This is a genomic window from Nocardioides guangzhouensis (genome assembly GCF_004519545.1).
Classification (GTDB): domain Bacteria; phylum Actinomycetota; class Actinomycetes; order Propionibacteriales; family Nocardioidaceae; genus Nocardioides; species Nocardioides guangzhouensis.
Genome location: NZ_SDKM01000002.1, coordinates 166,748 through 186,343 on the forward strand (window position 1 = coordinate 166,748; position 19,596 = coordinate 186,343).

Genomic DNA, 19,596 nt, shown 5'->3' on the forward strand with positions numbered 1-19,596 from the left:
CGTCCTCAGCCCACGTGCACGTGCGGGCGGTGCGTCCGGTCGGGCTCGGCCCGTCGCAGCACCTCCCGGGTCACCGGCGCCACCTCGCCGGCCCCGAAGAACAGGAACCGGAGGAACTGCGTGACCGGGTTGCCCTCGGTCCACTCGAAGTAGATGTGCGGCACCACGCCGGTGCGGTCGCGGACGTGCAGCAGCAGCGCGGCCAGCGCGTTGGGGACCGAGGACGACTCGCAGGTCAGCACCCGGTAGCTGTCGTGCAGCACCTCGCCGTGCACCCGCAGCGTGGACTCGAAGTCCGAGGGGTCGCGGACCGTCACCTCCACGAAGAGCACGTCGCCCTCCTCGCGCAGGTCGTGGTCATGGACGACCTGCCGGGTCTTGGACTCGTACTCCGCGCGGCCCCGGTCGTCCGACTCGTTCGCGACCAGCCGGATCTGGCGGCGGGCGCAGTCACGCAGGAACCGTTCGGCCGTCGCGTCCAGCTCGACCGAGACGGCCCGCAGCTCGAAGGCCCGTCGCACCCGGGAGACCAGCGAGACCAGGATGATCGCGGCGATGAAGCAGGCACCGATCTTCACGCCGTCCGGACGCTCCACGACGTTGTCGATGGTGGTGTAGACGAAGACCGCGGAGATCAGCGCGAACGCCACCGTGCGCTTCCGCTGCCCGGCCCGGCGCGCGGCCAGCGTGACCGCCACCGCCGCCGAGGTCATCAGCACGAGGACGCCGGTCGCGTAGGCGCCGCCCTGCGCGTCGACGTCGGCCTGGAAGATCCAGGTCACCAGGAACGCGACGCCGGTCAGCACCAGCACCAGCGGCCGCACCGCCCGCGACCAGTCCGGCGCCATCCCGTAGCGCGGCAGGTAGCGCGGGATCAGGTTGAGCATCCCGGCCATCGCCGACGCGCCAGCGAACCACAGGATCGCGATCGTGGACAGGTCGTAGACGGTGCCGAAGGCGTTGCCGAGGTAGTCGTGGGCCAGGTAGGCCAGGGCCCGCCCGTTGGCCGGCCCGCCCGGCTCGAACGCCTCCGGCGGGATCAGCAGCGTGGTGACGATGCTGCTGGTCACCAGGAACACGCTCATGACCAGCGCCGCCGTGGTCAGCAGCTTCTTCGTGTCGCGGATCCGGCCGGCCGGGCGTGCCTCGGTGTCGCCCTCGGCGCCGCGCACCTGCGGCATCACCGCGACGCCGGTCTCGAACCCCGACATGCCCAGGGCGAGCTTCGGGAACACCAGCAGCGCCACTCCGACCATGGCGAGCGGCGAGCCGTGCTGCGCGGTCAGCGCGGTCGTCCAGTCACCGACCACGCCCGGGGAGGTGGCCACGTGCCACAGGCCGACGGAGACGACCACCAGGTTGAGCGCCAGGTACGCCGCGACGAGGGCCACCGCGACGCCGATCGCCTCGGTGAAGCCCCGCAGGAACACCGCCCCGAGGGCTCCGAGCAGCACCAGCGTGATCGCGACCTCCTGCCCGTGCAGGGCGGTCGGGACGTGCGGGTTCTCGACGATGTGCGCGGTGGCGTCCGCCGCGGAGAGGGTCATCGTGATCAGGAAGTCGGTCGCGGCGAAGCCGAGCAGGACGAGCACGAAGAGCTTGCCCTTCCAGTAGGACAGCAGCCGCTCCAGCATCGCGATCGAGCCCTCGCCGTGCGGCGACTCCTCGGCCACCCGGCGGTAGACCGGGAGCGCGCCGAGGAGGGTCAGGCCGACCAGCACCAGCGTCGCCAGCGGGGAGAGCAGGCCGGCGGCGAGGGCGGCGATGCCGGGCTGGTAGCCGAGCGTCGAGAAGTAGTCCACACCCGTGAGGCACATGACCCGCCACCACGGGTGCCGCGGATGCTCGGGCTCCGGCTCGCCGTACGGGCCGGCCGGGTGCGGGCTGCGGCTCGGGGTCCCTGCGAGCAGCCAGCCGCGCAGGCCGCCCCCGTCCGGGGAACCGGAGGTGCCGGACTGCTGCCCGGGGCGTGCGTCGGGACGCCCTTCGCGCACGACGGTGTTGCTCACACCTCCATCGTGGTCCGCGACGTGGTCGTGCAGGAGGGTCCGACCCGTCAGGAAACCGTCAAGATCTCGGTCGTCCGCCCCACGAGGGGCCAGAGACCCTCCTGAGGCGGACGACCCGCGTCTCGGGGTCGGATCAGGGCCGCTCCCGATGGTCCGCGGCGTGGTGCCGAGGGACAGTGGAGATGTCAGCAACCAGGAACCACGAAGGACGTGCAGCACCATGAACAACATCCAGCAGGGCTTCGCCGGCAGGGGCCTCGTGCGACCGCGCGACGGACGCGTCCTCGGCGGCGTCTGCGCGGGCCTCGGGCGCCGCTTCGGCCTCGGACCGTGGACCGCACGACTGCTGTTCGTGCTGCTCCTCATGGTCATCCCCGGCAGCCAGATCCTGATCTACCCGATCCTGTGGATCCTGATGCCGTCGGAGGAGGCGGCCGGCTTCCACCCGCACCCGCCGACCAGCACCGCCTGACCCGGGCGCGCACGCCCCGGGCCGGTCGGGCTCACTCGGCGATGGGCTCCCAGACGAGCTCCGCGACGTCCATCACGAGGTCAGGGCTCCGCCGTTCCGGGTCGGCGGGCGAGCGCACCTCGCCGACGCACACGCACACCACGTCGTTCAGGCGCCGGTAGCGAGTGTCGTCGCAGAGGTGGAGGACGGAGCCGACGATCTGGCGCCGTCCCGGTGGGAAGGCGCGGCCGTAGCCATGGCACTCGACCATGACCGCCGCGCCGTCGTCGGTCTCGATCACGGCTCGCAGATCGGGTTGGAAGGGACCCTCGGGCGTACGGCGGAGCGGGAAGTTCGCACCCCGGAACCGACCGCTCAGGGCGCCTTCGCACCTCCCCTCGGCGAGGTAGAGGTGCTGCTCCCAGCCGCCCTCGAGCCCGATAGACCAGCCCTCCGGGTACGTGAAGCGGACCCGGTACAGGTGCTCGAGCCTCATCGTGGTGCTCCCGCCTCGGCGACACCGCCGTCCCCGGAGCATCGCAGGTGCCCGAGGCCGGGCGCCACCGTCGTCCCGGGCCGACCCGCGCCTCAGGGGCGGGCGTGCTCGATCGCCTCCTGCTCCTCCGGGCTGAGCTGCTGCTCGGAGGACCAGGCGGTGACGTTCTTGGCGTAGGTGCGGGACTCGCTGCGGCCGTGGATCGAGCTCAGCACGACGCCGTGGCCGCTGTCGTCGAGGAGCGCCAGCGACCAGGACAGGTGCCCACCCATGTCGCCGAACGCGTCGTACCGCACGACCGCGAGGTGGCGCAGGGCGTCGCGGGCCTCGGCCCGGAGCGCGGCCACCTCCTGGCGCAGGCCGTGGACGTCCTCGGGGAGCGCGTCCTCGCCGTCCGTCGGACGACGGCGCGCGGCCTGCCGGGTCTGCACCGACAGGACCAGCGCGACGAGGGCGATCGGCAGCGCCAGCCAGGCGAGGTTCTCCACGGCGCCGAGCGTAGTGATCGGCACCCGGTCATCCCCGGACCGCACGCCCGAGCCGTGGGAAAATGTGGTGGTGTCCGCCACAGCCCCTCCACGACGGATCGCCTACCAGGGCGAGCCCGGCGCCAACTCCCACCTGGTGTGCAAGCAGCACTACCCCGACTGGGAGGCGGTGGCGTGCGCGTCGTTCGAGGACGTCTTCGCGGCCGTCGACTCCGGCGACGCGGACCTCGCCATGATCCCGATCGACAACTCGCTGGCCGGCCGGGTGGCCGACATCCACCACTTCCTGCCGACCTCCGAGCTGCACATCATCGGTGAGCACTTCCTGCGCATCCAGTTCACGCTGATGGCGGTCGAGGAAGCGACGACGGAGACCATCAAGACCGTGCACAGCCACGTGCACGCACTCGGCCAGTGCCGCAAGGTGATCCGCGAGCTCGGCCTCACCCCGGTGATCTCCGGCGACACCGCCGGCGCCGCGCGCGAGGTCGCCGACGCCCAGGACCCGACCCAGGCCGCGATCGCACCGCCGCTGGCCGCGGAGATCTACGGACTGGAGATCCTGCGCGACGAGGTCGAGGACGAGGAGCACAACACGACCCGCTTCGTGGTGCTCTCCCGCGACTTCGTGCAGGCGCCGCCGGACGACGGGCCGGTGGTCACCAGCTTCCTGTTCAACGTGCGCAACCTGCCGGCCGCGCTCTACAAGGCCCTCGGCGGCTTCGCCACGAACGGCGTGAACATGACCAAGCTGGAGAGCTACATGGTCGGCGGCGAGTTCACCGCCACCATGTTCCTCGCCGAAGTCGACGGGCATCCCGACCACACGCCGGTGGCACGGGCGCTCGAGGAGCTGGAGTTCTTCACCACCGACGTGAAGATCCTCGGGGTCTACCCGGCCGACCCGTTCCGGGCTCTGACGTCCTGAGCCCAGCGGCTAGGTTGTGCCTGTGCACGAGCAGGAAGACCGGACCGCCGACCTGGGCTTCGCCCGGGTGGACCTCGACCGGGCGGCGCGGACCGGCGACGCCGAGGTGGTGTACGGCGCCGGGAAGACGCCCGAGCAGCTGGTCGCGATCCTCTCCACCCTGCACGCGAAGCACCCCGAGCGTGCGGTCCTGGCGACCCGGCTCTCCGACGAGGCGCTGCACGCCGTCGGCGACCTCGAGGACGCCGAGATCCACCTCAGCGCCCGGGCGGTGACCCTCGGCCCCTTCCCCGAGCCCCGCGGAACGGTCACCGTCGTCAGCGCCGGCACCTCGGACCTGCCGGTGGCCGCCGAGGCGGTCCTCACCGCGCGCGTGCACGGCGCGGGGGTCGAAGAGATCCACGACGTCGGGGTGGCCGGCCTGCACCGGCTGCTCGGCGTCCGCGACCGGCTGGCCGACGCCGACTGCCTGGTCGTGGTCGCCGGCATGGAGGGTGCGCTGCCCTCGGTGGTCGGCGGGCTGACCGGGGTGCCCCTGGTCGCGGTCCCCACCTCCGTCGGGTACGGCGCGTCCCTGGGCGGGGTGGCCGCCCTGCTGACGATGCTCAACTCCTGCGCGCCCGGCGTGACCGTGGTCAACATCGACAACGGGTACGGCGCGGGCGTGTTCGCCGCGCGCGTCGCCCGCAACGCCGCGCCCAGGAAGCGGGCATGAAGCACCCCATGACGACCTGGGTCGACGCCTCCTCGGGGGCCAGCGGCGACATGCTGCTCGGCGCGCTGGCCGGAGGCGGCGTACCCCTCGACGTGCTGCAGGCCGCGGTCGACGCCGTGGTCCCGGAACCGGTCCGGTTCCACGTGGAACAGGTGTCGCGCAACGGCTTCGCCGCCACCCGCTGCCACGTCGAGGTCGCCGACTCCGTCCACCACCGCACCTGGCGCGACATCCGGGTGCTGCTCGAGCGCGCGGACCTCGCCGAGGAGGTACGGGAGCTCGCGGAACGGGTCTTCGAGCGGCTCGCCGTCGCCGAGGCCACCGTGCACGGCTCCGACCCGCTCGACGTCTCCTTCCACGAGGTCGGTGCCCTCGACGCGATCGCGGACGTGGTCGGCGTCGCCGCCGGGTTCGTGCACCTCGGCCTCGACGAGGTCGTGGTGTCGCCGGTGGCGGTCGGCTCCGGCACCGTCACGGGCGCGCACGGCTCGATGCCGGTCCCCCCGCCCGCGGTGGCCGAGCTGCTGCGCGGCGTCCCGTCGTACGCCGGCCCGCCGGGCGCCCCGGCCCGGGAGCTGTGCACCCCGACCGGTGCGGCGCTGCTCACCACCCTGGCCACCGCGTGGGGCCCGCAGCCGGCGATGACCACCGAGGCGATCGGCATCGGTGCCGGCGGCCGCGACCCGCAGGGCCACGCCAACGTGCTGCGGCTGTTCACCGGCACCCCGTCGGGCCGGGCAGCGGGGCCGCCGCTGCTGGTGGAGACCAACGTCGACGACCTCGACCCGCGGGTGTGGCCGGCCGTGATCGCCGCACTGCTCGAGGCCGGCGCCTCCGACGCCTGGCTGACCCCGATCCTGATGAAGAAGGGCCGGCCCGCCCACACGCTGTCGGTGCTGGTGGTTGCCGACCGGGCGGACGACGTGCGCACCGCGATCTTCCGGCACACCTCGACCATCGGCCTGCGCGAGCAGCCGCTGGGCAAGCACGCGCTCGACCGCGAGATGGTGGCCGTCGACGTCGACGGCCAGCCCGTGGCGGTCAAGCTGGCCCGGCACCACGGGGTGCTGGTCAACGCCCAGCCGGAGTACGACGACGTGGCCCGCGCCGCAGCCGCGCTCGGCCGCCCGGTGAGCGACGTGCTCGCCGACGCCGTGGCCGCGAGCCGCCGCTTCTTCACCGGGGAGTGAGCCGCGCGCCCGGACAGTAAGGTGACCTTATGACCTCCCGGCACGACGGTCACCCAGACCACATCCTCGCCCTGCTGGGCTACCTCATGGACGCCTTCCGACGGGAGCTGCCGCTGCGGCTCGAGCTCGTCGACCTCGAGGGCGCGCCGGGTGTCACGCGTTCGCTGCGTGGCTCGCAGATCCGGCTGCTCAGCCTGACTCCCGAGGAGGGGCTGCGGGTCACCGACCTCGCTGACCGGGCCGGCATGACCAAGCAGTCGCTGGGCGAGTTCGCCACCACCCTCGAGGCCCAGGGCCTGCTGGAGTCGGTGCGCGACCCGGCGGACCGCCGGGTCCGGATCCTGCGGCCGACCGCGGACGGGATGGCCGCGGTGCGGATCGGCCAGCGGGTGATCGAGGACCTCGAGCAGGAGTACCGCCAGCAGTACGGCGCGGAGCGCTGGGACACCCTGCGTGAGATCCTGCTCGCGATCACCTCCTCCTCGGAAGGAACCCCCACGTCCTGATGGATCCCGTCGTCGTCGCCCTCACGTTCGGCGCGATCTTCCTCGTCGAGCTGCCCGACAAGACCTTCATCGCCACCCTCGTGCTGAGCACGAAGTTCCGCCCGTTCCTGGTGTGGGTCGGAGTCGGGCTGGCGTTCCTGGTCCAGACACTGATCGCGGTCGGCCTCGGCAAGGCCGCCGCCCAGCTCCCGGTCGAGTGGGTGCGCATCGGGGCCGCGCTGATGTTCCTGGCCGGTGCCGTCCTGCTGTTCCGCGAGGCGCGCGGAGCCGACGAGCACGAGCAGGAGACCGAGGAGGAGTACGCCGCCCGGGCCGGCACCACGCCCAAGTCCGGCTTCGCCGCCGTCGGTGCCAGCTTCCTCGTGCTGTTCGCCGCCGAGTGGGGCGACCTGTCGCAGCTGCTCACGCTGTCGCTGGTGGCGAAGTACAACGACCACGTCAGCGTCTTCATCGGCGCCTGGGGCGCGCTGCTCGCGGTCAGCGGGCTGGCCTGCGTGCTCGGGCGGGTGCTGCTGACGAGGATGCGGCTGAGCACGCTCCACTACGTCGGCGCAGCGGTCTGCCTGCTCCTGTTCGTGGTCACGGTGGTGGAGCTGGTCCGGGGATGACCGAGCACCCGGCCGCACCCGCACTAGAGTTCAGGGCATGGCTTCCGCACACGGTTCCGACTCCGAGGTCGGCATCCTCCAGACCGTCCTGCTGCACCGCCCCGGCCCGGAGCTGAAGCGGCTCACGCCCCGCAACAACGACAAGCTCCTCTTCGACGGCATCCCGTGGATCAGCCGGGCCCAGGAGGAGCACGACGCGTTCGCCGAGGCGCTGCGGGCACGCGGTGTCGAGGTCCTCTACCTCGTCGACCTGCTGGTCGAGACCCTGCGCAGCGAGGACGCCCGTCACCACGCGATCAGCGCGGTGACCTCGGGGCTGCACCTCGGCGACACCCTCGGCGGCTACCTCTCAGAAGCGCTGCACGACCAGTCCCCCGAGGACCTGGCCACGATCCTCACCGCCGGCGTGCGCAACGACGAGCTCTCCGGCGGCTTCGGGCTGGTGACCAGCCTGCTGCCGCAGGACGACTTCGTGATCGACCCGCTGCCCAACCTGCTGTTCACCCGCGACTCCAGCGTCTGGATCCGCGACCACGTGGCGATCACGTCCCTCGCGATGCCCGCCCGCCGCCGCGAAACCCAGCTGACCGAGCTGATCTACGCCGAGCACCCGCGGTTCGCCGGGTCGCCCACGATCCACGGCTGGCACCACGAGAACGTCGAGGGCGGCGACGTGCTGCTGCTGGCACCAGGCGTCCTCGCCGTCGGCGTCGGCGAGCGCACCACCCCGGCCGGCGTCGAGCGGCTGGCCCGGCAGGTCTTCACCGCCGGGCTCGCCCACACCGTGCTGGCGGTGCCGATCGCCCAGGAGCGGGCCACCATGCACCTCGACACCGTCTGCACCATGGTCGACGTCGACAAGATCGTGATGTACCCCAACGTCGCCGACTCCCTCCAGGCGCACGCCGTCACCATCGCCGAGCGGACCGGTCCCGGCGACACCGACCTGCGGCTCGACGTCGCCGGCGCGGAGCCGTTCCTGGTGGCGGCTGCGAAGGCCATGCGGATCGACACCCTTCACCAGATCGACACCGGCCTCGACCCGGTCACCGCCGAGCGCGAGCAGTGGGACGACGGCAACAACACCCTGGCCCTCGCGCCGCGGGTGGCGGTCGCCTACGAGCGCAACATCGAGACCAACACCCGGCTCGAGGAGGCCGGGATCGAGGTGATCGCGATCGCCGGGTCCGAGCTCGGCTCCGGCCGGGGCGGCCCGCGGTGCATGAGCTGCCCGGTGACCCGGGCGCCGCTGCCGGCCGACTGACGGACGCACCTCCAGCGCTTACCCACACGACGCTCCGTGTGGGCAGCGTCGGGTCCGCGTGGTCGGCGCCCGGTGGTCAAGGGCGCGTGCCGGCGGCGACGACCGCCGCACCGCGCCACAGCGCGTCGGGCTCGGTGCGGTGCGTCCAGCGCAACGCACGCGCGCGTACGTCGACCAGGCCGGCGCCGTCGAGGAGTCCCGCCAGCCCGTCGACGGTCCGGGGGAAGTCCATCGCGGGCGGCAACCCCACGCCGGGCGTGCGGACCGCACCACTGGCCTCGATCACCGCGTCCCAGAGCCGGGACTGCACGTTCTGCCCGCACGGCCAGATCGTCACCACCACCCGACCGCCCGGCGTCGCGACGCGAGCCATCTCACCCAGCCCCGCCCGGGGGTCCGGGAGGTGGTTGACCACGAAGTTGGCGACCACGGCGTCGTGGCGGGCGTCGGGCAGCGGCAGGGCGGGCAGCCCGGCCCGCACCAGGGAGGCCGCGGGAGCCGCGCGGGCCGTCAGCGCAAGCATCTCCGGGTCCGGGTCGACCGCGGTCACCTCAGCGCCCAGCGCCAGTGCCCGGGCGGCCAGGTCGCCGGTGCCGGCGCCCACGTCGAGCACCCGCCGTACGGACGGGTCGGGGAGGCCGGCCTCGGCCAGCACCGCGTCGAAGGTCCCGGCACAGAGCCGGGCGAAGGTCGCGGCGTAGGCCTCCGCGACACCGGACCAGCCCACCGCCTCCTGCACCCGAGTCATGACGGGGACCGTACCGGTCCCCTGCCGGCGGGCGGCTGCGCCACCCGGGCCCCGGGAGCCGGGAAATGGAGAAGCCCGGCCGCTGTCGACGGGGGATACGACAACGACCGGGCGTGGAGAAACCTAATAGGCCCGACGGCTCGACACAACTCCCCGGGCGCAACACCGGGTGGATTCAGCGAATTGTTACCTGCCGGTTGGCCAGGCCGGAGCGGGCCGCCCGCTCCTCCGCGGTGAGGTCGCCGCCGGCGGAGAGCGCCTCCGCAAGATCGGCCGCGAACCGCCGCGCCGGCTCCTCCAGGACCGCCGCGCCCGTGCCCACCGGCAGGTCCCAGACCGGGACCAGCAGGCCGTGGGCGCGGAACATGCCGACCAGCCGGGAGCCCTCGGCGATCTCGTCCTTGCCGGCCGCATGGAGCCGGGCCAGGGCGGCCAGCAGGTCGTCCTCCGGCTCGGGCATCACCCAGCGCAGGTGCTCCTTGGAGCCGACGGTGGTCCAGTACGCCGCCTCGACGCCGGTCAGCCGCGACGTCGGGTGCGCTGCGCTGTTGGCCTGCTCCAGGGCAGCCGCGGTGGTGGTGTCGCGCTGGTCCTCGTCGATCCAGAAGTCGAAGCCGTCGTGCACGGTGACCTCCAGCGGCCGGTCCTCGACCAGGTCCTGGAAGCGCGGACCCTCGCCGGGGGGCTCGGTCAGCCCGACCACGCCCTCGTCGGCGCTCAGCGCCTTCTGGAGGACCGCGCCGAGGTCGCGGGCGGGGTCGCCGAAGCTGTGCTGGACCTGCAGGCCGAGCCAGATGCTGCCGTCGGCCCGCACCAGCGCGGGGGCGGCCATCGGCAGCAGCGTGCACAGCCGGACCTCGCGGTCGTCGTCCCGCAGGGTGACCGGGGCGGTCGCCGCGGGCACCAGCTCACGCAGGGCGATCAGGTCGCACTCCCCGGCGAAGCCCGCGAACGGTCGCGCGACGTACGCCGGCGGCGGCCCGTCGGCGGACCCGTGGCAGGCCTTGTAGCGGCGGCCGGAGCCGCACGGACACGGCTGGCGAGGGCCGACCGCTCCCTCGGCGGTGGCGGTCGCGGTGGCCTCGCGGGCCTTGGTGCGTGAGCGCTTTCCCATGCCGCGGAGGTTACCGACCGAGCTGCTCCAGCATGTACGCCGGCCGGTCGGTGATGACCGCCTCGACCCCGAGGTCCTGGCAGAGCTTCAGGTCCTCGTCTGTGTTCACCGTCCACACGTGGATGCGCCGGCCGGCGAGGTGGCGCCCCAGCCCGGGGTGGTCGCGCAGCTCCTTGATGCCGGGCCCGATGATCCAGTCCGGCTGCACCAGGCGGCGCAGCATCGGCCAGTGGTGCGCCTTCTCGACCAGCATCACCAGGGGTACCTCGGGCGCCAGCCGGTGCACCCGCTGCAACGCGGTGAACGAGAAGCTCATCACCCGCACCGGCGTATCGGCCCCGGCCCAGCCGAACTCGCCGAGCAGCTGGACCAGGCGCCGCTCGACCAGGCCGCCGTACCGGGTAGGGTGCTTGGTCTCGATCGCCACGTCCACCGGCCGTCCGCAGTCGGCGACGGTCTCGAGCAGCTTGCGGAGGGTGAGCACCCGGCCCAGCTCGGGGTCGACGTCGGGCGCCTCGTCGTCGAGGTCCGCCCACGGGTGCTTCCAGGCGGCGACGTCGAGCTCGTGCAGGTCCTTGAGCTCCATGGTGGAGACGGTGCCGCGGTTCGCGCCGGTGCGGAGCAGGCTGCGGTCGTGCACGCAGACCAGGTGCCCGTCGGCGGTGAGCCGGACGTCGCACTCGAGGCCGTCAGCCCCCTCGTCGAGGGCCTCGAGGTACGCCCCGAGCGTGTGCTCGGCGTTCTCCTCGCTGGCACCTCGATGGGCGACGACCTGCATGGCGGTCATCCTGCCAGTTTCGCGACGCTCCGCCCGGCGGCACGCGGTCGGGGTCGCGCCGTCGGCGCGAGCCGGTCAGCCCCGGCGCGGCCTCTGCTCCACGAGCCCGACCAGGTTGCCCTCGGAGTCGCGCAGGAACGCCTGCCACTCGTCGGTGCCGGCCGGGCCGAGCGTGGCGTCCTCGTGCCCGAAGATCACGTGCGGCTCGCTCTCGACGACCGCACCCAGCTCCCGCGCCCGGGCGACCGCGGCGTCGATGTCGTCGACGCCCAGGTAGAGCAAGGCCGCGGGGGCCACCCGGTCGAGGAGCAGACGGACGCCGTCGAGGTCGAAGAAGACCAGGCCAGGCGGGTCGTACGTCGCGAGGGCCGGCGCCCCCAGCAGCCCCTCGTAGAATGCGGCGGCGCGGGCGAGGTCCTCCGCACGCTGGGCGACCTGGACGAGCTCCATCGACACTCCTTCGTCCCTTAGGTTCCCTAACTGTTAGGCATGCTATTGATAGAGCATGGCACCACGCAAGGGTTCCCTCGACGACACCGCCCAGCTGCTCAACACCGCCGCGATCCACCTGCTGCGCGGGATGCGCGCAGTCGACCGGCTGGCCGGCCTGACGCCGGCGCGGCTGAGCGCCCTGTCGGTGCTCGTCTTCGGCGGACCCTGCACGCTGGGGTCCCTGGCCCGGACCGAGGGCGTCGCCGCGCCGACCATGACCGGCGTGGTGCGGGGCCTGGTCGGGCTCGGCCTGGCGACCAGCGAGGCGCACCCGGACAGCGGCCGCCAGGTGCTGGTCTCCGCCACCGCGGCCGGAGTGGAGCTCATGCACGCCGCCGCTGCCCGCCGGCGGGCCGTGATCGTCGAGGCGCTCCGGGCGCTCCCGACCGACCAGCGCCGGGCCGTCGTGGGCGCCGGACCCGCGCTGCGCGACCTGTCCCGGACCGTCCCCGAGGTCGCCCGCCGCCGTGGTCAGTCGGTGAAGTAGACCAGCCCCGGACCCTCGTCCAGGAACGGGACCCCGAGCCCCTCCAGGACGCCGCGCCAGGAGCCGGTCACGTCCGGGTGGCTGCCCTCGAACCCGTGGTCCGCGGTGAGCAGGAAGGCGACGTCGTCGAGCACCCCCTGCTCGTCGAGGTGATCGAGGAACCGGCCGAGCCGGGCGTCGCTCTGGCGCAGCGCGTCGCGGGCCATCTCCGAGCGCGGACCGGCGCCGTGGTGCCCCGCGTCGGTGACCACGTGCGCCCACCAGGTGAGGCGCGGCGGCGGCGACGTCGACGGGTCCGCCCAGAGCTGCAGCACCTGGTCCAGCCCGACGTCGTCGACCCGGACGCCCCAGCGGAAGTAGCGGTCGTCGAGGAACGTCGGCTCGCCGAGGTACGGCGACCCGGTCGGGTCCGGCAGCAGGTCGTCGAGGGACCCGGCCCCACCCGTGCTGGTCGCGCGGATGACCTGCATCGTCGAGTAGTCCGCGCCGCGGTCGATCGCCTCGTTGACGCTCGCCGTACGCGCCGACTCGGACGGCGGCAGCAGGTCGCCGACCATCTCGAAGACCGTGCGCACCGACGGCTTGAGCCACTCGGCACTGCGGTGCCAGGTGGTCTCGTCGTTGGGCACCACGGTCTCGCCGGTCGCCCGGTCGTAGTAGACGTTGCCCATCACGCCGTGCCGGCCCGGGCCGACGCCGGTCAGGATCGCGGTGTGGTTGGTCAGGGTCACGCTCGGGAACTCCGCGACCGCGCCGCCGCGCAGCGCCGTACCCCGCTCGACCAGCCGGGCCAGCGCCGGCAGCTCCCCGGTCTCGGCGAGGTGCAGGAGGTCGCCTGAGGGTGCGCCGTCCCAGAGGATGCCGACCACGTGCCGCGGCGGCGGCCCGTCGAGGTACGCCGTCAGCGGGCGGCCGTCGAGCGGGGTGCCGTCCGCGTCGGCCAGCGCGTCCTCCGGCACGCCCGACAGCACGGCCAGGGTCGGCCCGACGTCGACCAGCCGGGCGTGGTCGTCGACGTACCCCCGGCGGGCGACGCCGGCCCCGCTCAGCACGAGCGGGGCGCGGGACTGGATGACGTCGAGCGACCCGTGCTCACCGATGTGGCCGCCCTCGTCGAGGAACCGGTGCCGGGGCGTGTGCACGATCGCGAGGTCCGGACTGCGCTCGGGGTCGGCGAAGAACGAGTGCAACCGGGCGGCGGCGTACGGGTAGGCGTTGCCGGTGGACAGCCGCGGCGACGGGTCGGCGACCTCGCGCTCGTAGGGCAGGAACGCCATCGGGTCCTCGCTGCCGATCGGGTCGACGCCGGCGAGCAGCTCGCGAGCGTCGTCGCCGTTCCAGCGGACCCGGCCGAGGTGGTTCGCGGCGTACGCCGTGCCGTCCTCGACCCAGACCACCAGGTCGACGATCGCGGCGAGGTCGGGGGCGCACAGTGCGGCGACCGCGCGCTCGCGGTGGGCGGCGCGCTGCTCGGGGGAGGGTGCCATGGGCAGACCCTATGGCGCATCGCACACGTCGACGTGCCAAGGCAGCCCGCCGCCGACCGGACGGCTCAGCCGAAGTCCTCGTTGAGCTGCGTGAGCCGGAAGCTGTTGCCCGACGGGTCGCGGAACCCGGAGTCGATGCCGTAGGGGTACTCCTCCGGCGGCTCCGAGAACTCCACGCCCCGCCGGCTCAGCTCCTCGTAGGACTTGCGGCAGTCGTCGGTGATCAGGAAGGCGGTGCCCGCGAACCCCTTGCCCATCAGGTCCCTGATCTGCTGGTGGGTCGCGTCGTCGACCATCGGCGGCCCGGGGATCGCCATCAGCACGATGGCGACGTCCGGCTGGTCCGGCGGCCCGACCGTGAGCCACCGGAAGTTGCCCATCTCGGGCACGGTCACGTCCTGCCGCACCTCCATCCCGAGCTTCTCGGTGTAGAAGGCGAGGGCCACGTCCTGGTCGTGGACCCACATCTGGCTGCTGGCGATACGCATCATGCTGTCGTCTCCTCGGGTGTGGTTCGGTCCTGCTGACGCAATGAGTCTGCGGCGACCGGCACGGCGTCGTCTTCTCGAAACGTGCGGACCTGCGGGCGGCCGTAGGCACGCAGCACGCACATCGGGACCTGGGCCCGCTCCCGGGCCGGCGGGTACGCCGCGCGGTACTCCGTCGGCGTCCGCCCGAACATGCGGCGGAAGCTGGTCGTGAAGGATCCCGGGCTGCTCAGCCCGACGGTCGTGCAGATCTGCAGCACCGACCAGTCCGTGTTGCGCAGCAGGGTCGCGGCCCGCTCGAGTCGCCGGGTCAGGAGGTACTGGTGCGGCGACTCGCCGAACGCCCGGCGGAACTCGCGGCTGAAGTGGGCCGGGGACAGCCCGGTGGCTGCGGCCAGGTCGTTGACCGTGAGCGGCTCGGCGTACCGGGCGTCGACGAGCTCCTTCGCACGCAGCAGGTGGCGGGTGGGCGGGAGGCTGGCCACGCGGCCAGTCTGGCACGCCGCCCCGCGGGTCAGCCGTGCTCGCGGAGGTAGCGACCGAAGTGCGGCACGGTGAACGCGATCCGGCCCCGCTCGCCCGAGTAGATGAGCCCCTTCTTGAGCAGCGAGTCGCGGGCCGGGCTGAGCGACTGCGGCTTCTTGCCGAGCGCGGCCGCGACGTCCGCGGTGGGCACCGAGCCTATGTCGTCGACCTCGGCCTCGCCGGACTCGGCGATCGCGACCGCGGTGTCGGCCATCGCCCGGAGGTAGTCGCGCTCGCCCGGGGTGGCCCGCTCGAAGCGGCTGCCGAAGAAGCCGACCGCGAGCTCGGCCTCGGCCTCCGGACTGGCCACGGCGACGTCCTCGGCGGTGATCGGGCTGGCCGGGGCGAGGTCCCAGACGGCCTTGCCGTAGGCCTGGATGAAGTACGGGTAGCCCCCGGTGGCGGCGTACATCGCGGCCAGGGCGTCGACGGCGTACGCCGCGTCCTCCTCCTCGGCGGGCACCGTCAGTGCGAGGTCGGCGGCCTCACGGGCGAGCCGGTCGATGCGCTGGTAGCGGAACAGCCGCTCGGAGTAGGACTTGCTGGCGCTCAGCACCGCCGGCAGGTGCGGCAGGCCGGCGCCGACCACGATGACCGGAAGTCCGGACTGGCTGATCTCGTGGCAGGCGGCGCAGAGCGCGGACACGTCGTCCGGGCCGAGGTCCTGCATCTCGTCGATGAAGACCGCGACCCCCTTGCCCACGTCGGCGGCGAGCCCGCCGAGGTCGCTGAACAGCTCGACCAGGTCGATCTCGATGTCGCCGGAGTCGGCCCGGCCCTTGACGGCCGGCGCGTCGATGCCGGGATTCCACTGCTCGCGGAGCCGGGCGTTCGGGCCGGCGTCGCGCTGCGCGAACGCCTTGATCACGCCGAGCACGTGGTCGACGTCGTCGGCCTGCGGGTGCCCGAGCTCGCGGACCGCCTGGTGCAGCGCGCTCGACAGCGGCCGCCGCAGCCCCTGGTCGGGCCGAGCCTCGAGCTTGCCGGTGCCCCACCGCTTCCGGACCGCGGCCGAGCGCAGTGCGTTGAGCAGCACGGTCTTGCCGACACCGCGCAGGCCGGTCAGCACCAGGCTGCGCTCGGGTCGCCCGCGCGCGACCCGCTCCAGGACGACGTCGAAGGCGCGCAGCTGCTCGTCACGGCCGGCCAGCTCCGGCGGCCGCTGCCCGGCGCCGGGGGCGTACGGGTTCCGGATCGGGTCCACGATGCGACGCTATCGGCTTGTCTAGCGAACTCCGTAGATTTCCCGATCGTTTCCTCGCAACCATGTCCCCCTCCCCGCCGAACCGTGCGAAATGGCGGGCCCAACCGTGTGCGAAATGGCGGCCGAACCGCGCGACATGACGCCGCTGGTTGAGGAGGTCGCGCAGCGACCGTCTCGAAACCAAGGGCCACGGAGCGGCGAGGGCTGGCGGCCGACTGGCGTGCGGGGTCAGCTGGCGCCGGGGAGCGTCGTACGGCGGTCCTCGGCGGCCTCGACCCGCTCCTTGGCGCGCTCGTAGGCCCGGGCCAGCCCGCCGCGCAGGGCATCGATCAGGTCGGGCACCTCGTCGACGGTGAGCCGGAAGGTGCCGGCGCACACGTTCTCGCGCCACAGGGACAGCACGACCAGGTCCTGCTCGTCGTGCCAGGTGACACGGAGCGCGCGGCTCTCCCCGCGGGCGTCGAGGTAGATCGCACCCTGCCGGGGTACCTGCGGAACCGGCTCCACCTCTCCATCATGGCTCGGGGCTCCGCATCTGTCACCGGATCGCGCTCCGCCGGAACGCATGGCTCGGCCCGCCATGTCACTCGGCTCGGCCCGCCATGTCACTCGGCTCGGCCCGCCGTCTTCGGACGGTTGGAGGAGCAAGAAGGGGCACCTCGGACATCGAGAAAGGGCACCTCGGCGGAATCGGGCCCGGTCTAGAGTCGGGGACGTGCCGGAACTGCCCGAAGTGGAGGCGCTCGCGCTGGACCTGGCGGGACGCCTCGACGGCCGTGCGATCGTGCGGGTCGACATCGCGGCGTTCAGCGCGCTGAAGACCTTCGACCCGCCGCTCTCGGCGCTGGAGGGGACCTTCGTCGACGGGGTCACCCGGCACGGCAAGTTCCTCGACATCAGCGCCGGGGGGCTGCACCTGGTCCTGCACCTGGCGCGGGCCGGCTGGGTCCGGTGGCGCGACGAGGTCCCGAAGCTGCCGCCGCGCCCCGGCGGCAAGTCCGGCCTCGCTGCCCGGGTGATCCTCGACGACGACTCCGGGCTGGACATCACCGAGGCCGGCACCAAGAAGTCCCTCGCCCTGTACGTCGTCCGGTCACCGCAGGACGTCGAGGGCATCGCCCGGCTCGGGCCAGACCCGCTGTCGGACGAGTTCGACGAGGCCGCCCTGCAGCGGATCCTGACCGAGGCGGGCCGCGCCCAGGTCAAGGGGGTGCTGCGGCACCAGGGCACGATCGCGGGCATCGGCAACGCCTACTCCGACGAGCTCCTCCACGCCGCCAAGATGTCGCCCTTCAAAGCGGCGTCATCCCTGACCCCCGAGGACGTCTCAACGTTGTACCAGGCGATCCGCACGGTCCTCGGGGACGCGGTCGAGAGGTCCCGCGGCCTGGCCGCGAGCGAGCTCAAGGGAGAGAAGAAGTCGAACCTCGCCGTCCACGGCCGAACCGGACAGAAGTGCCCCGTCTGCGGGGACGTCGTCCGGGAGGTCTCGTTTGCCGATTCGAGCCTGCAGTACTGCGCCACCTGCCAGACCGGTGGCAAGCCGCTGGCAGACCGCCGCATGAGCAAGTTGCTGAAGTAGCGTGATCCCCATGCACGTCCCCACCGTCACCCTCGACCAGCTCCCCTCCGAGCTGCCGTCGGGGCTCACCGTCCTCGACGTCCGCGAGCAGGTCGAGTGGGTCCACGGCCACATCGACGGCGCGCACCACATCCCGCTGAGCGAGCTCGGGGCGCGGCTGGGTGACGTACCCGACGACCAGCTCCTCGTCGTCTGCAAGATCGGCGGCCGCTCCGCGCAGGCGGTGGCCTGGCTCTCGGCGCAGGGCCACGACGCCTACAACCTCGACGGCGGCATGATCGAGTGGGCCGAGGCCGGCCGGCCGATGGTCAGCGAGACCGGCCGGCCCCCGCACGTGGTCTGACCCTCCGTCGACCCGTCGACGCGCCGCTCAGGACGTCGGCGACAGCAGGTCGCTCGGGATGTCCGACGGCAGCTCGGTCGGCATGTCCGAGGGCATCTCCGACGGGAGGTCACCGAGGTCGGTGCACTTCTTGATCGTGTACGTCGTGAACGCCTCGACCTTCTTGGTGTCCTCCTTGCTCAGGTCCTCGGCGGCCTTGTCGACCTCGTCCGCGCTGTCCGCGTCCTCGACGACGCCCAGGAGGATGTCGAAGCCCTCGCGGGCGTCGTCCGGGATGTCCTCGGGCGTGCCGGTGTCCTTGAGGTCCTGGAGCCGCTCCTTGCCCTTGTCGAAGTCGTCGCCGGCGCTGCCGACCGCCTCGAAGGCGTCGCAGAAGTCCTCCTTGGACGCGTTCTCCGGGGCGTCGTCGCCGCACCCGGCCAGCATGCCCGCCATCAGGACCATCCCGGCCCCCACCAGTGCCACGCGCACGATCACTCGCCTCCCTGCTCGCAGGTCTTGTCGATGTAGCTGCTGAAGGCCTCGACCTTCTTCTTGTCGTCGGAGCTCAGGTCGTCCTGGGCCTTCTCGAGGTCCTTCTCCTTCTCGGCCTCGTCGAACGCGTCGATGCTGATCTCGAAGCCCTCGCGGGCGTCGTCCGAGATGCCCTCCGGGGTGCCGACGTCGCCGAGGTCGAGTGCCGCGTCCCGGGCCTTGTCGTAGTCGCTGGCGTTCTTCGACACCTTCTCGACAGCATCGCAGAAGTCGCTCTTGGACGCGTCGGTCGGCGCGCCGCAGGCCACCGTCACCCCCGCCACCAGCAGCACGGTGGCGCCCAGCAGAAGTCGACGCATGTCGATCCCCATTCCCGAAGTGGTTGTCCCCGGACAGAGCGTCCGGGCTCTCGCCACCCTGCCCTACCCACGGGCAGTTGGCGAGAAACCCTTGCGAACACAGGGCATCCGGGCGTCGACGGCCGCAAGACCTGGCCGCTCGACCCGCAAGACCTGGCCGCTGGTCAGGAGAAGGCGGTGGGCAGCGGGCAGGCGAGCACCCGGCCGAGCCGGTCGAGGTAGTCCTCGCGCTCGACCTCCACGACACCGAGCGACGTCAGGTGCGGGGTGGCCCACTGCACGTCCACCAGCCGCTCGGCGACGTGCTCGTCGTCGAGCAGGTCGACCAGCCCGACCAGGGCGACCTTCGACGCGTCGGTCTCGCGGTGGAACATCGACTCGCCCGCGAACAGCCCGCCGACGGCCACGCCGTACAGCCCGCCGGCCAGCCGGCCGTCGCGCCACGCCTCGACGGAGTGCACCCAGCCGAGCTCGTGGAGACGGAGGTACGCCGACCGGATGCCGTTGCTGATCCACCCGTGCGGCCGGGCGGGATCGGCGCAGGCCTCGATCACCTCCTCGAACGCGGTGTCGACGCGGATCTCGAAGCGACGGCAGGACCGGTGCAGCGACCGGGACACCTTGAGGCCGCCCGGCTCGAGGACCCCGCGGCGCTCCGGGGACCACCAGCCCATCGGCGCGCGCGGGCGGTCGTCGAACGGCATGGGGAAGAGCCCGGCGCGGTAAGCACCGAGGACGGTGCCGGGCTCGAGGTCGGCCCCGATCCCCACGAGGTCGTCGTCCACGGCGCGCGGGTCGGGGAAGACCCACGGCGTGGGCGGCGGGTCGATCGGCACGCGACCACGATAGGCGCGTGGGTG

25 protein-coding genes are annotated in these 19,596 nt (G+C 72.8%); 10 read left to right on the forward strand and 15 right to left on the reverse strand.

Annotation, left to right across the window (positions count from 1 at the left end; genetic code table 11):
- Positions 1-5: 5 nt before the first annotated feature.
- A complete protein-coding gene (locus tag EKO23_RS02085) occupies positions 6-2,009 on the reverse strand; it encodes an APC family permease (RefSeq protein ID WP_425464379.1) in 2,004 nt (667 codons plus the stop codon).
- Between the two features lie 220 nt (positions 2,010-2,229).
- Here EKO23_RS02085 and EKO23_RS02090 point away from each other — a divergent pair, with 220 nt between their 5' ends.
- Entirely contained in the window at positions 2,230-2,481 is a 252-nt protein-coding gene (locus tag EKO23_RS02090; RefSeq protein ID WP_134713575.1) for a PspC domain-containing protein, read from the forward strand.
- A 31-nt stretch (positions 2,482-2,512) separates the two neighbouring features.
- Here the strand turns inward: EKO23_RS02090 and EKO23_RS02095 are convergent, their stop codons facing one another.
- Positions 2,513-2,956 (reverse strand): DUF3237 family protein, encoded by a 444-nt coding sequence (locus EKO23_RS02095; protein ID WP_134713577.1) that lies wholly within the window; start codon positions 2,954-2,956, stop codon positions 2,513-2,515.
- Positions 2,957-3,048: 92 nt separating this feature from the next.
- Positions 3,049-3,468 (reverse strand): DUF4446 family protein, encoded by a 420-nt coding sequence (locus tag EKO23_RS02100; protein WP_134713579.1) that lies wholly within the window; start codon positions 3,466-3,468, stop codon positions 3,049-3,051.
- 46 nt (positions 3,469-3,514) lie between these two features.
- On the opposite strand from EKO23_RS02100, the gene EKO23_RS02105 reads away from it, so the two are divergent.
- The 6 genes from EKO23_RS02105 to EKO23_RS02130 are packed head-to-tail and all read left to right on the forward strand — an operon-like array spanning position 3,515 to position 8,655.
- Positions 3,515-4,372, forward strand: coding sequence for a prephenate dehydratase (locus EKO23_RS02105; RefSeq protein ID WP_134713581.1), 858 nt, complete (start codon positions 3,515-3,517; stop codon positions 4,370-4,372).
- Between the two features lie 22 nt (positions 4,373-4,394).
- Positions 4,395-5,087 (forward strand): nickel pincer cofactor biosynthesis protein LarB, encoded by a 693-nt coding sequence (larB, locus tag EKO23_RS02110; RefSeq protein WP_134713583.1) that lies wholly within the window; start codon positions 4,395-4,397, stop codon positions 5,085-5,087.
- Complete coding sequence (larC, locus tag EKO23_RS02115) at positions 5,084-6,277, forward strand: nickel pincer cofactor biosynthesis protein LarC (RefSeq protein ID WP_246050854.1); 1,194 nt, start codon at positions 5,084-5,086, stop codon at positions 6,275-6,277. The genes larB and larC overlap by 4 nt, the downstream gene beginning before the upstream one ends.
- A 29-nt stretch (positions 6,278-6,306) precedes the next feature.
- Complete coding sequence (locus EKO23_RS02120) at positions 6,307-6,783, forward strand: MarR family winged helix-turn-helix transcriptional regulator (RefSeq protein WP_134713586.1); 477 nt, start codon at positions 6,307-6,309, stop codon at positions 6,781-6,783.
- On the forward strand, positions 6,783-7,391 hold the full coding sequence (locus EKO23_RS02125; protein ID WP_134713588.1) for a TMEM165/GDT1 family protein: 609 nt from the start codon (positions 6,783-6,785) through the stop codon (positions 7,389-7,391). The genes EKO23_RS02120 and EKO23_RS02125 overlap by 1 nt, the downstream gene beginning before the upstream one ends.
- A 37-nt stretch (positions 7,392-7,428) precedes the next feature.
- Positions 7,429-8,655, forward strand: coding sequence for an arginine deiminase (locus tag EKO23_RS02130; RefSeq protein WP_134713590.1), 1,227 nt, complete (start codon positions 7,429-7,431; stop codon positions 8,653-8,655).
- A gap of 76 nt (positions 8,656-8,731) precedes the next feature.
- On the opposite strand, the gene EKO23_RS02135 is transcribed toward EKO23_RS02130, so the two are convergent.
- The 4 genes from EKO23_RS02135 to EKO23_RS02150 all read right to left on the reverse strand — a co-directional run bounded on the left by EKO23_RS02135 (position 8,732) and on the right by EKO23_RS02150 (position 11,745).
- Positions 8,732-9,403 carry a class I SAM-dependent methyltransferase gene (locus EKO23_RS02135; protein ID WP_134713592.1) on the reverse strand — a complete coding sequence of 224 codons (672 nt, stop codon included), beginning with the start codon at positions 9,401-9,403 and terminating at the stop codon, positions 8,732-8,734.
- A 175-nt stretch (positions 9,404-9,578) separates the two neighbouring features.
- Positions 9,579-10,517 (reverse strand): DUF5926 family protein, encoded by a 939-nt coding sequence (locus tag EKO23_RS02140; protein WP_134713594.1) that lies wholly within the window; start codon positions 10,515-10,517, stop codon positions 9,579-9,581.
- Between the two features lie 10 nt (positions 10,518-10,527).
- Complete coding sequence (locus EKO23_RS02145) at positions 10,528-11,304, reverse strand: glycerophosphodiester phosphodiesterase family protein (RefSeq protein ID WP_134713596.1); 777 nt, start codon at positions 11,302-11,304, stop codon at positions 10,528-10,530.
- Positions 11,305-11,370: 66 nt separating this feature from the next.
- Entirely contained in the window at positions 11,371-11,745 is a 375-nt protein-coding gene (locus EKO23_RS02150) for a VOC family protein (protein ID WP_134713598.1), read from the reverse strand.
- Positions 11,746-11,800: 55 nt separating this feature from the next.
- Here EKO23_RS02150 and EKO23_RS02155 point away from each other — a divergent pair, with 55 nt between their 5' ends.
- The gene (locus EKO23_RS02155; RefSeq protein WP_134713600.1) at positions 11,801-12,274 is read left to right on the forward strand and encodes a MarR family winged helix-turn-helix transcriptional regulator; all 474 of its coding nucleotides are present in this window, start codon (positions 11,801-11,803) and stop codon (positions 12,272-12,274) included.
- Here the strand turns inward: EKO23_RS02155 and EKO23_RS02160 are convergent.
- The 5 genes from EKO23_RS02160 to EKO23_RS02180 form a co-directional block, all read right to left on the reverse strand.
- Positions 12,259-13,761: an alkaline phosphatase family protein gene (locus tag EKO23_RS02160; RefSeq protein WP_134713602.1), complete on the reverse strand. Its 1,503-nt coding sequence runs from the start codon at positions 13,759-13,761 to the stop codon at positions 12,259-12,261. The genes EKO23_RS02155 and EKO23_RS02160 overlap by 16 nt on opposite strands.
- Positions 13,762-13,826: 65 nt before the next feature.
- On the reverse strand, positions 13,827-14,252 hold the full coding sequence (locus EKO23_RS02165) for a VOC family protein (protein ID WP_134713604.1): 426 nt from the start codon (positions 14,250-14,252) through the stop codon (positions 13,827-13,829).
- A complete protein-coding gene (locus EKO23_RS02170; protein WP_134713606.1) occupies positions 14,249-14,734 on the reverse strand; it encodes a helix-turn-helix transcriptional regulator in 486 nt (161 codons plus the stop codon). Before EKO23_RS02170 ends, EKO23_RS02165 begins: the two co-directional genes overlap by 4 nt.
- 29 nt (positions 14,735-14,763) lie before the next feature.
- Positions 14,764-15,978 (reverse strand): ATP-binding protein, encoded by a 1,215-nt coding sequence (locus EKO23_RS02175; protein WP_134713608.1) that lies wholly within the window; start codon positions 15,976-15,978, stop codon positions 14,764-14,766.
- A gap of 228 nt (positions 15,979-16,206) precedes the next feature.
- Positions 16,207-16,485: a hypothetical protein gene (locus EKO23_RS02180; RefSeq protein ID WP_134713610.1), complete on the reverse strand. Its 279-nt coding sequence runs from the start codon at positions 16,483-16,485 to the stop codon at positions 16,207-16,209.
- A 208-nt stretch (positions 16,486-16,693) separates the two neighbouring features.
- Between EKO23_RS02180 and EKO23_RS02185 the strand changes: the two genes are divergently transcribed.
- Together EKO23_RS02185 and EKO23_RS02190 are read left to right on the forward strand one after the other, a co-directional pair.
- Complete coding sequence (locus tag EKO23_RS02185; protein WP_134713612.1) at positions 16,694-17,560, forward strand: Fpg/Nei family DNA glycosylase; 867 nt, start codon at positions 16,694-16,696, stop codon at positions 17,558-17,560.
- Between the two features lie 10 nt (positions 17,561-17,570).
- A complete protein-coding gene (locus EKO23_RS02190; RefSeq protein WP_134713614.1) occupies positions 17,571-17,903 on the forward strand; it encodes a rhodanese-like domain-containing protein in 333 nt (110 codons plus the stop codon).
- Positions 17,904-17,930: 27 nt separating this feature from the next.
- On the opposite strand, the gene EKO23_RS02195 is transcribed toward EKO23_RS02190, so the two are convergent.
- The 3 genes from EKO23_RS02195 to aat all read right to left on the reverse strand — a co-directional run bounded on the left by EKO23_RS02195 (position 17,931) and on the right by aat (position 19,572).
- Positions 17,931-18,374 carry a hypothetical protein gene (locus EKO23_RS02195; RefSeq protein WP_134713616.1) on the reverse strand — a complete coding sequence of 148 codons (444 nt, stop codon included), beginning with the start codon at positions 18,372-18,374 and terminating at the stop codon, positions 17,931-17,933.
- Between the two features lie 2 nt (positions 18,375-18,376).
- Positions 18,377-18,736: a hypothetical protein gene (locus EKO23_RS02200; protein WP_134713618.1), complete on the reverse strand. Its 360-nt coding sequence runs from the start codon at positions 18,734-18,736 to the stop codon at positions 18,377-18,379.
- A 164-nt stretch (positions 18,737-18,900) separates the two neighbouring features.
- Entirely contained in the window at positions 18,901-19,572 is a 672-nt protein-coding gene (gene aat, locus EKO23_RS02205) for a leucyl/phenylalanyl-tRNA--protein transferase (protein ID WP_134713620.1), read from the reverse strand.
- Positions 19,573-19,596: the final 24 nt, after the last annotated feature.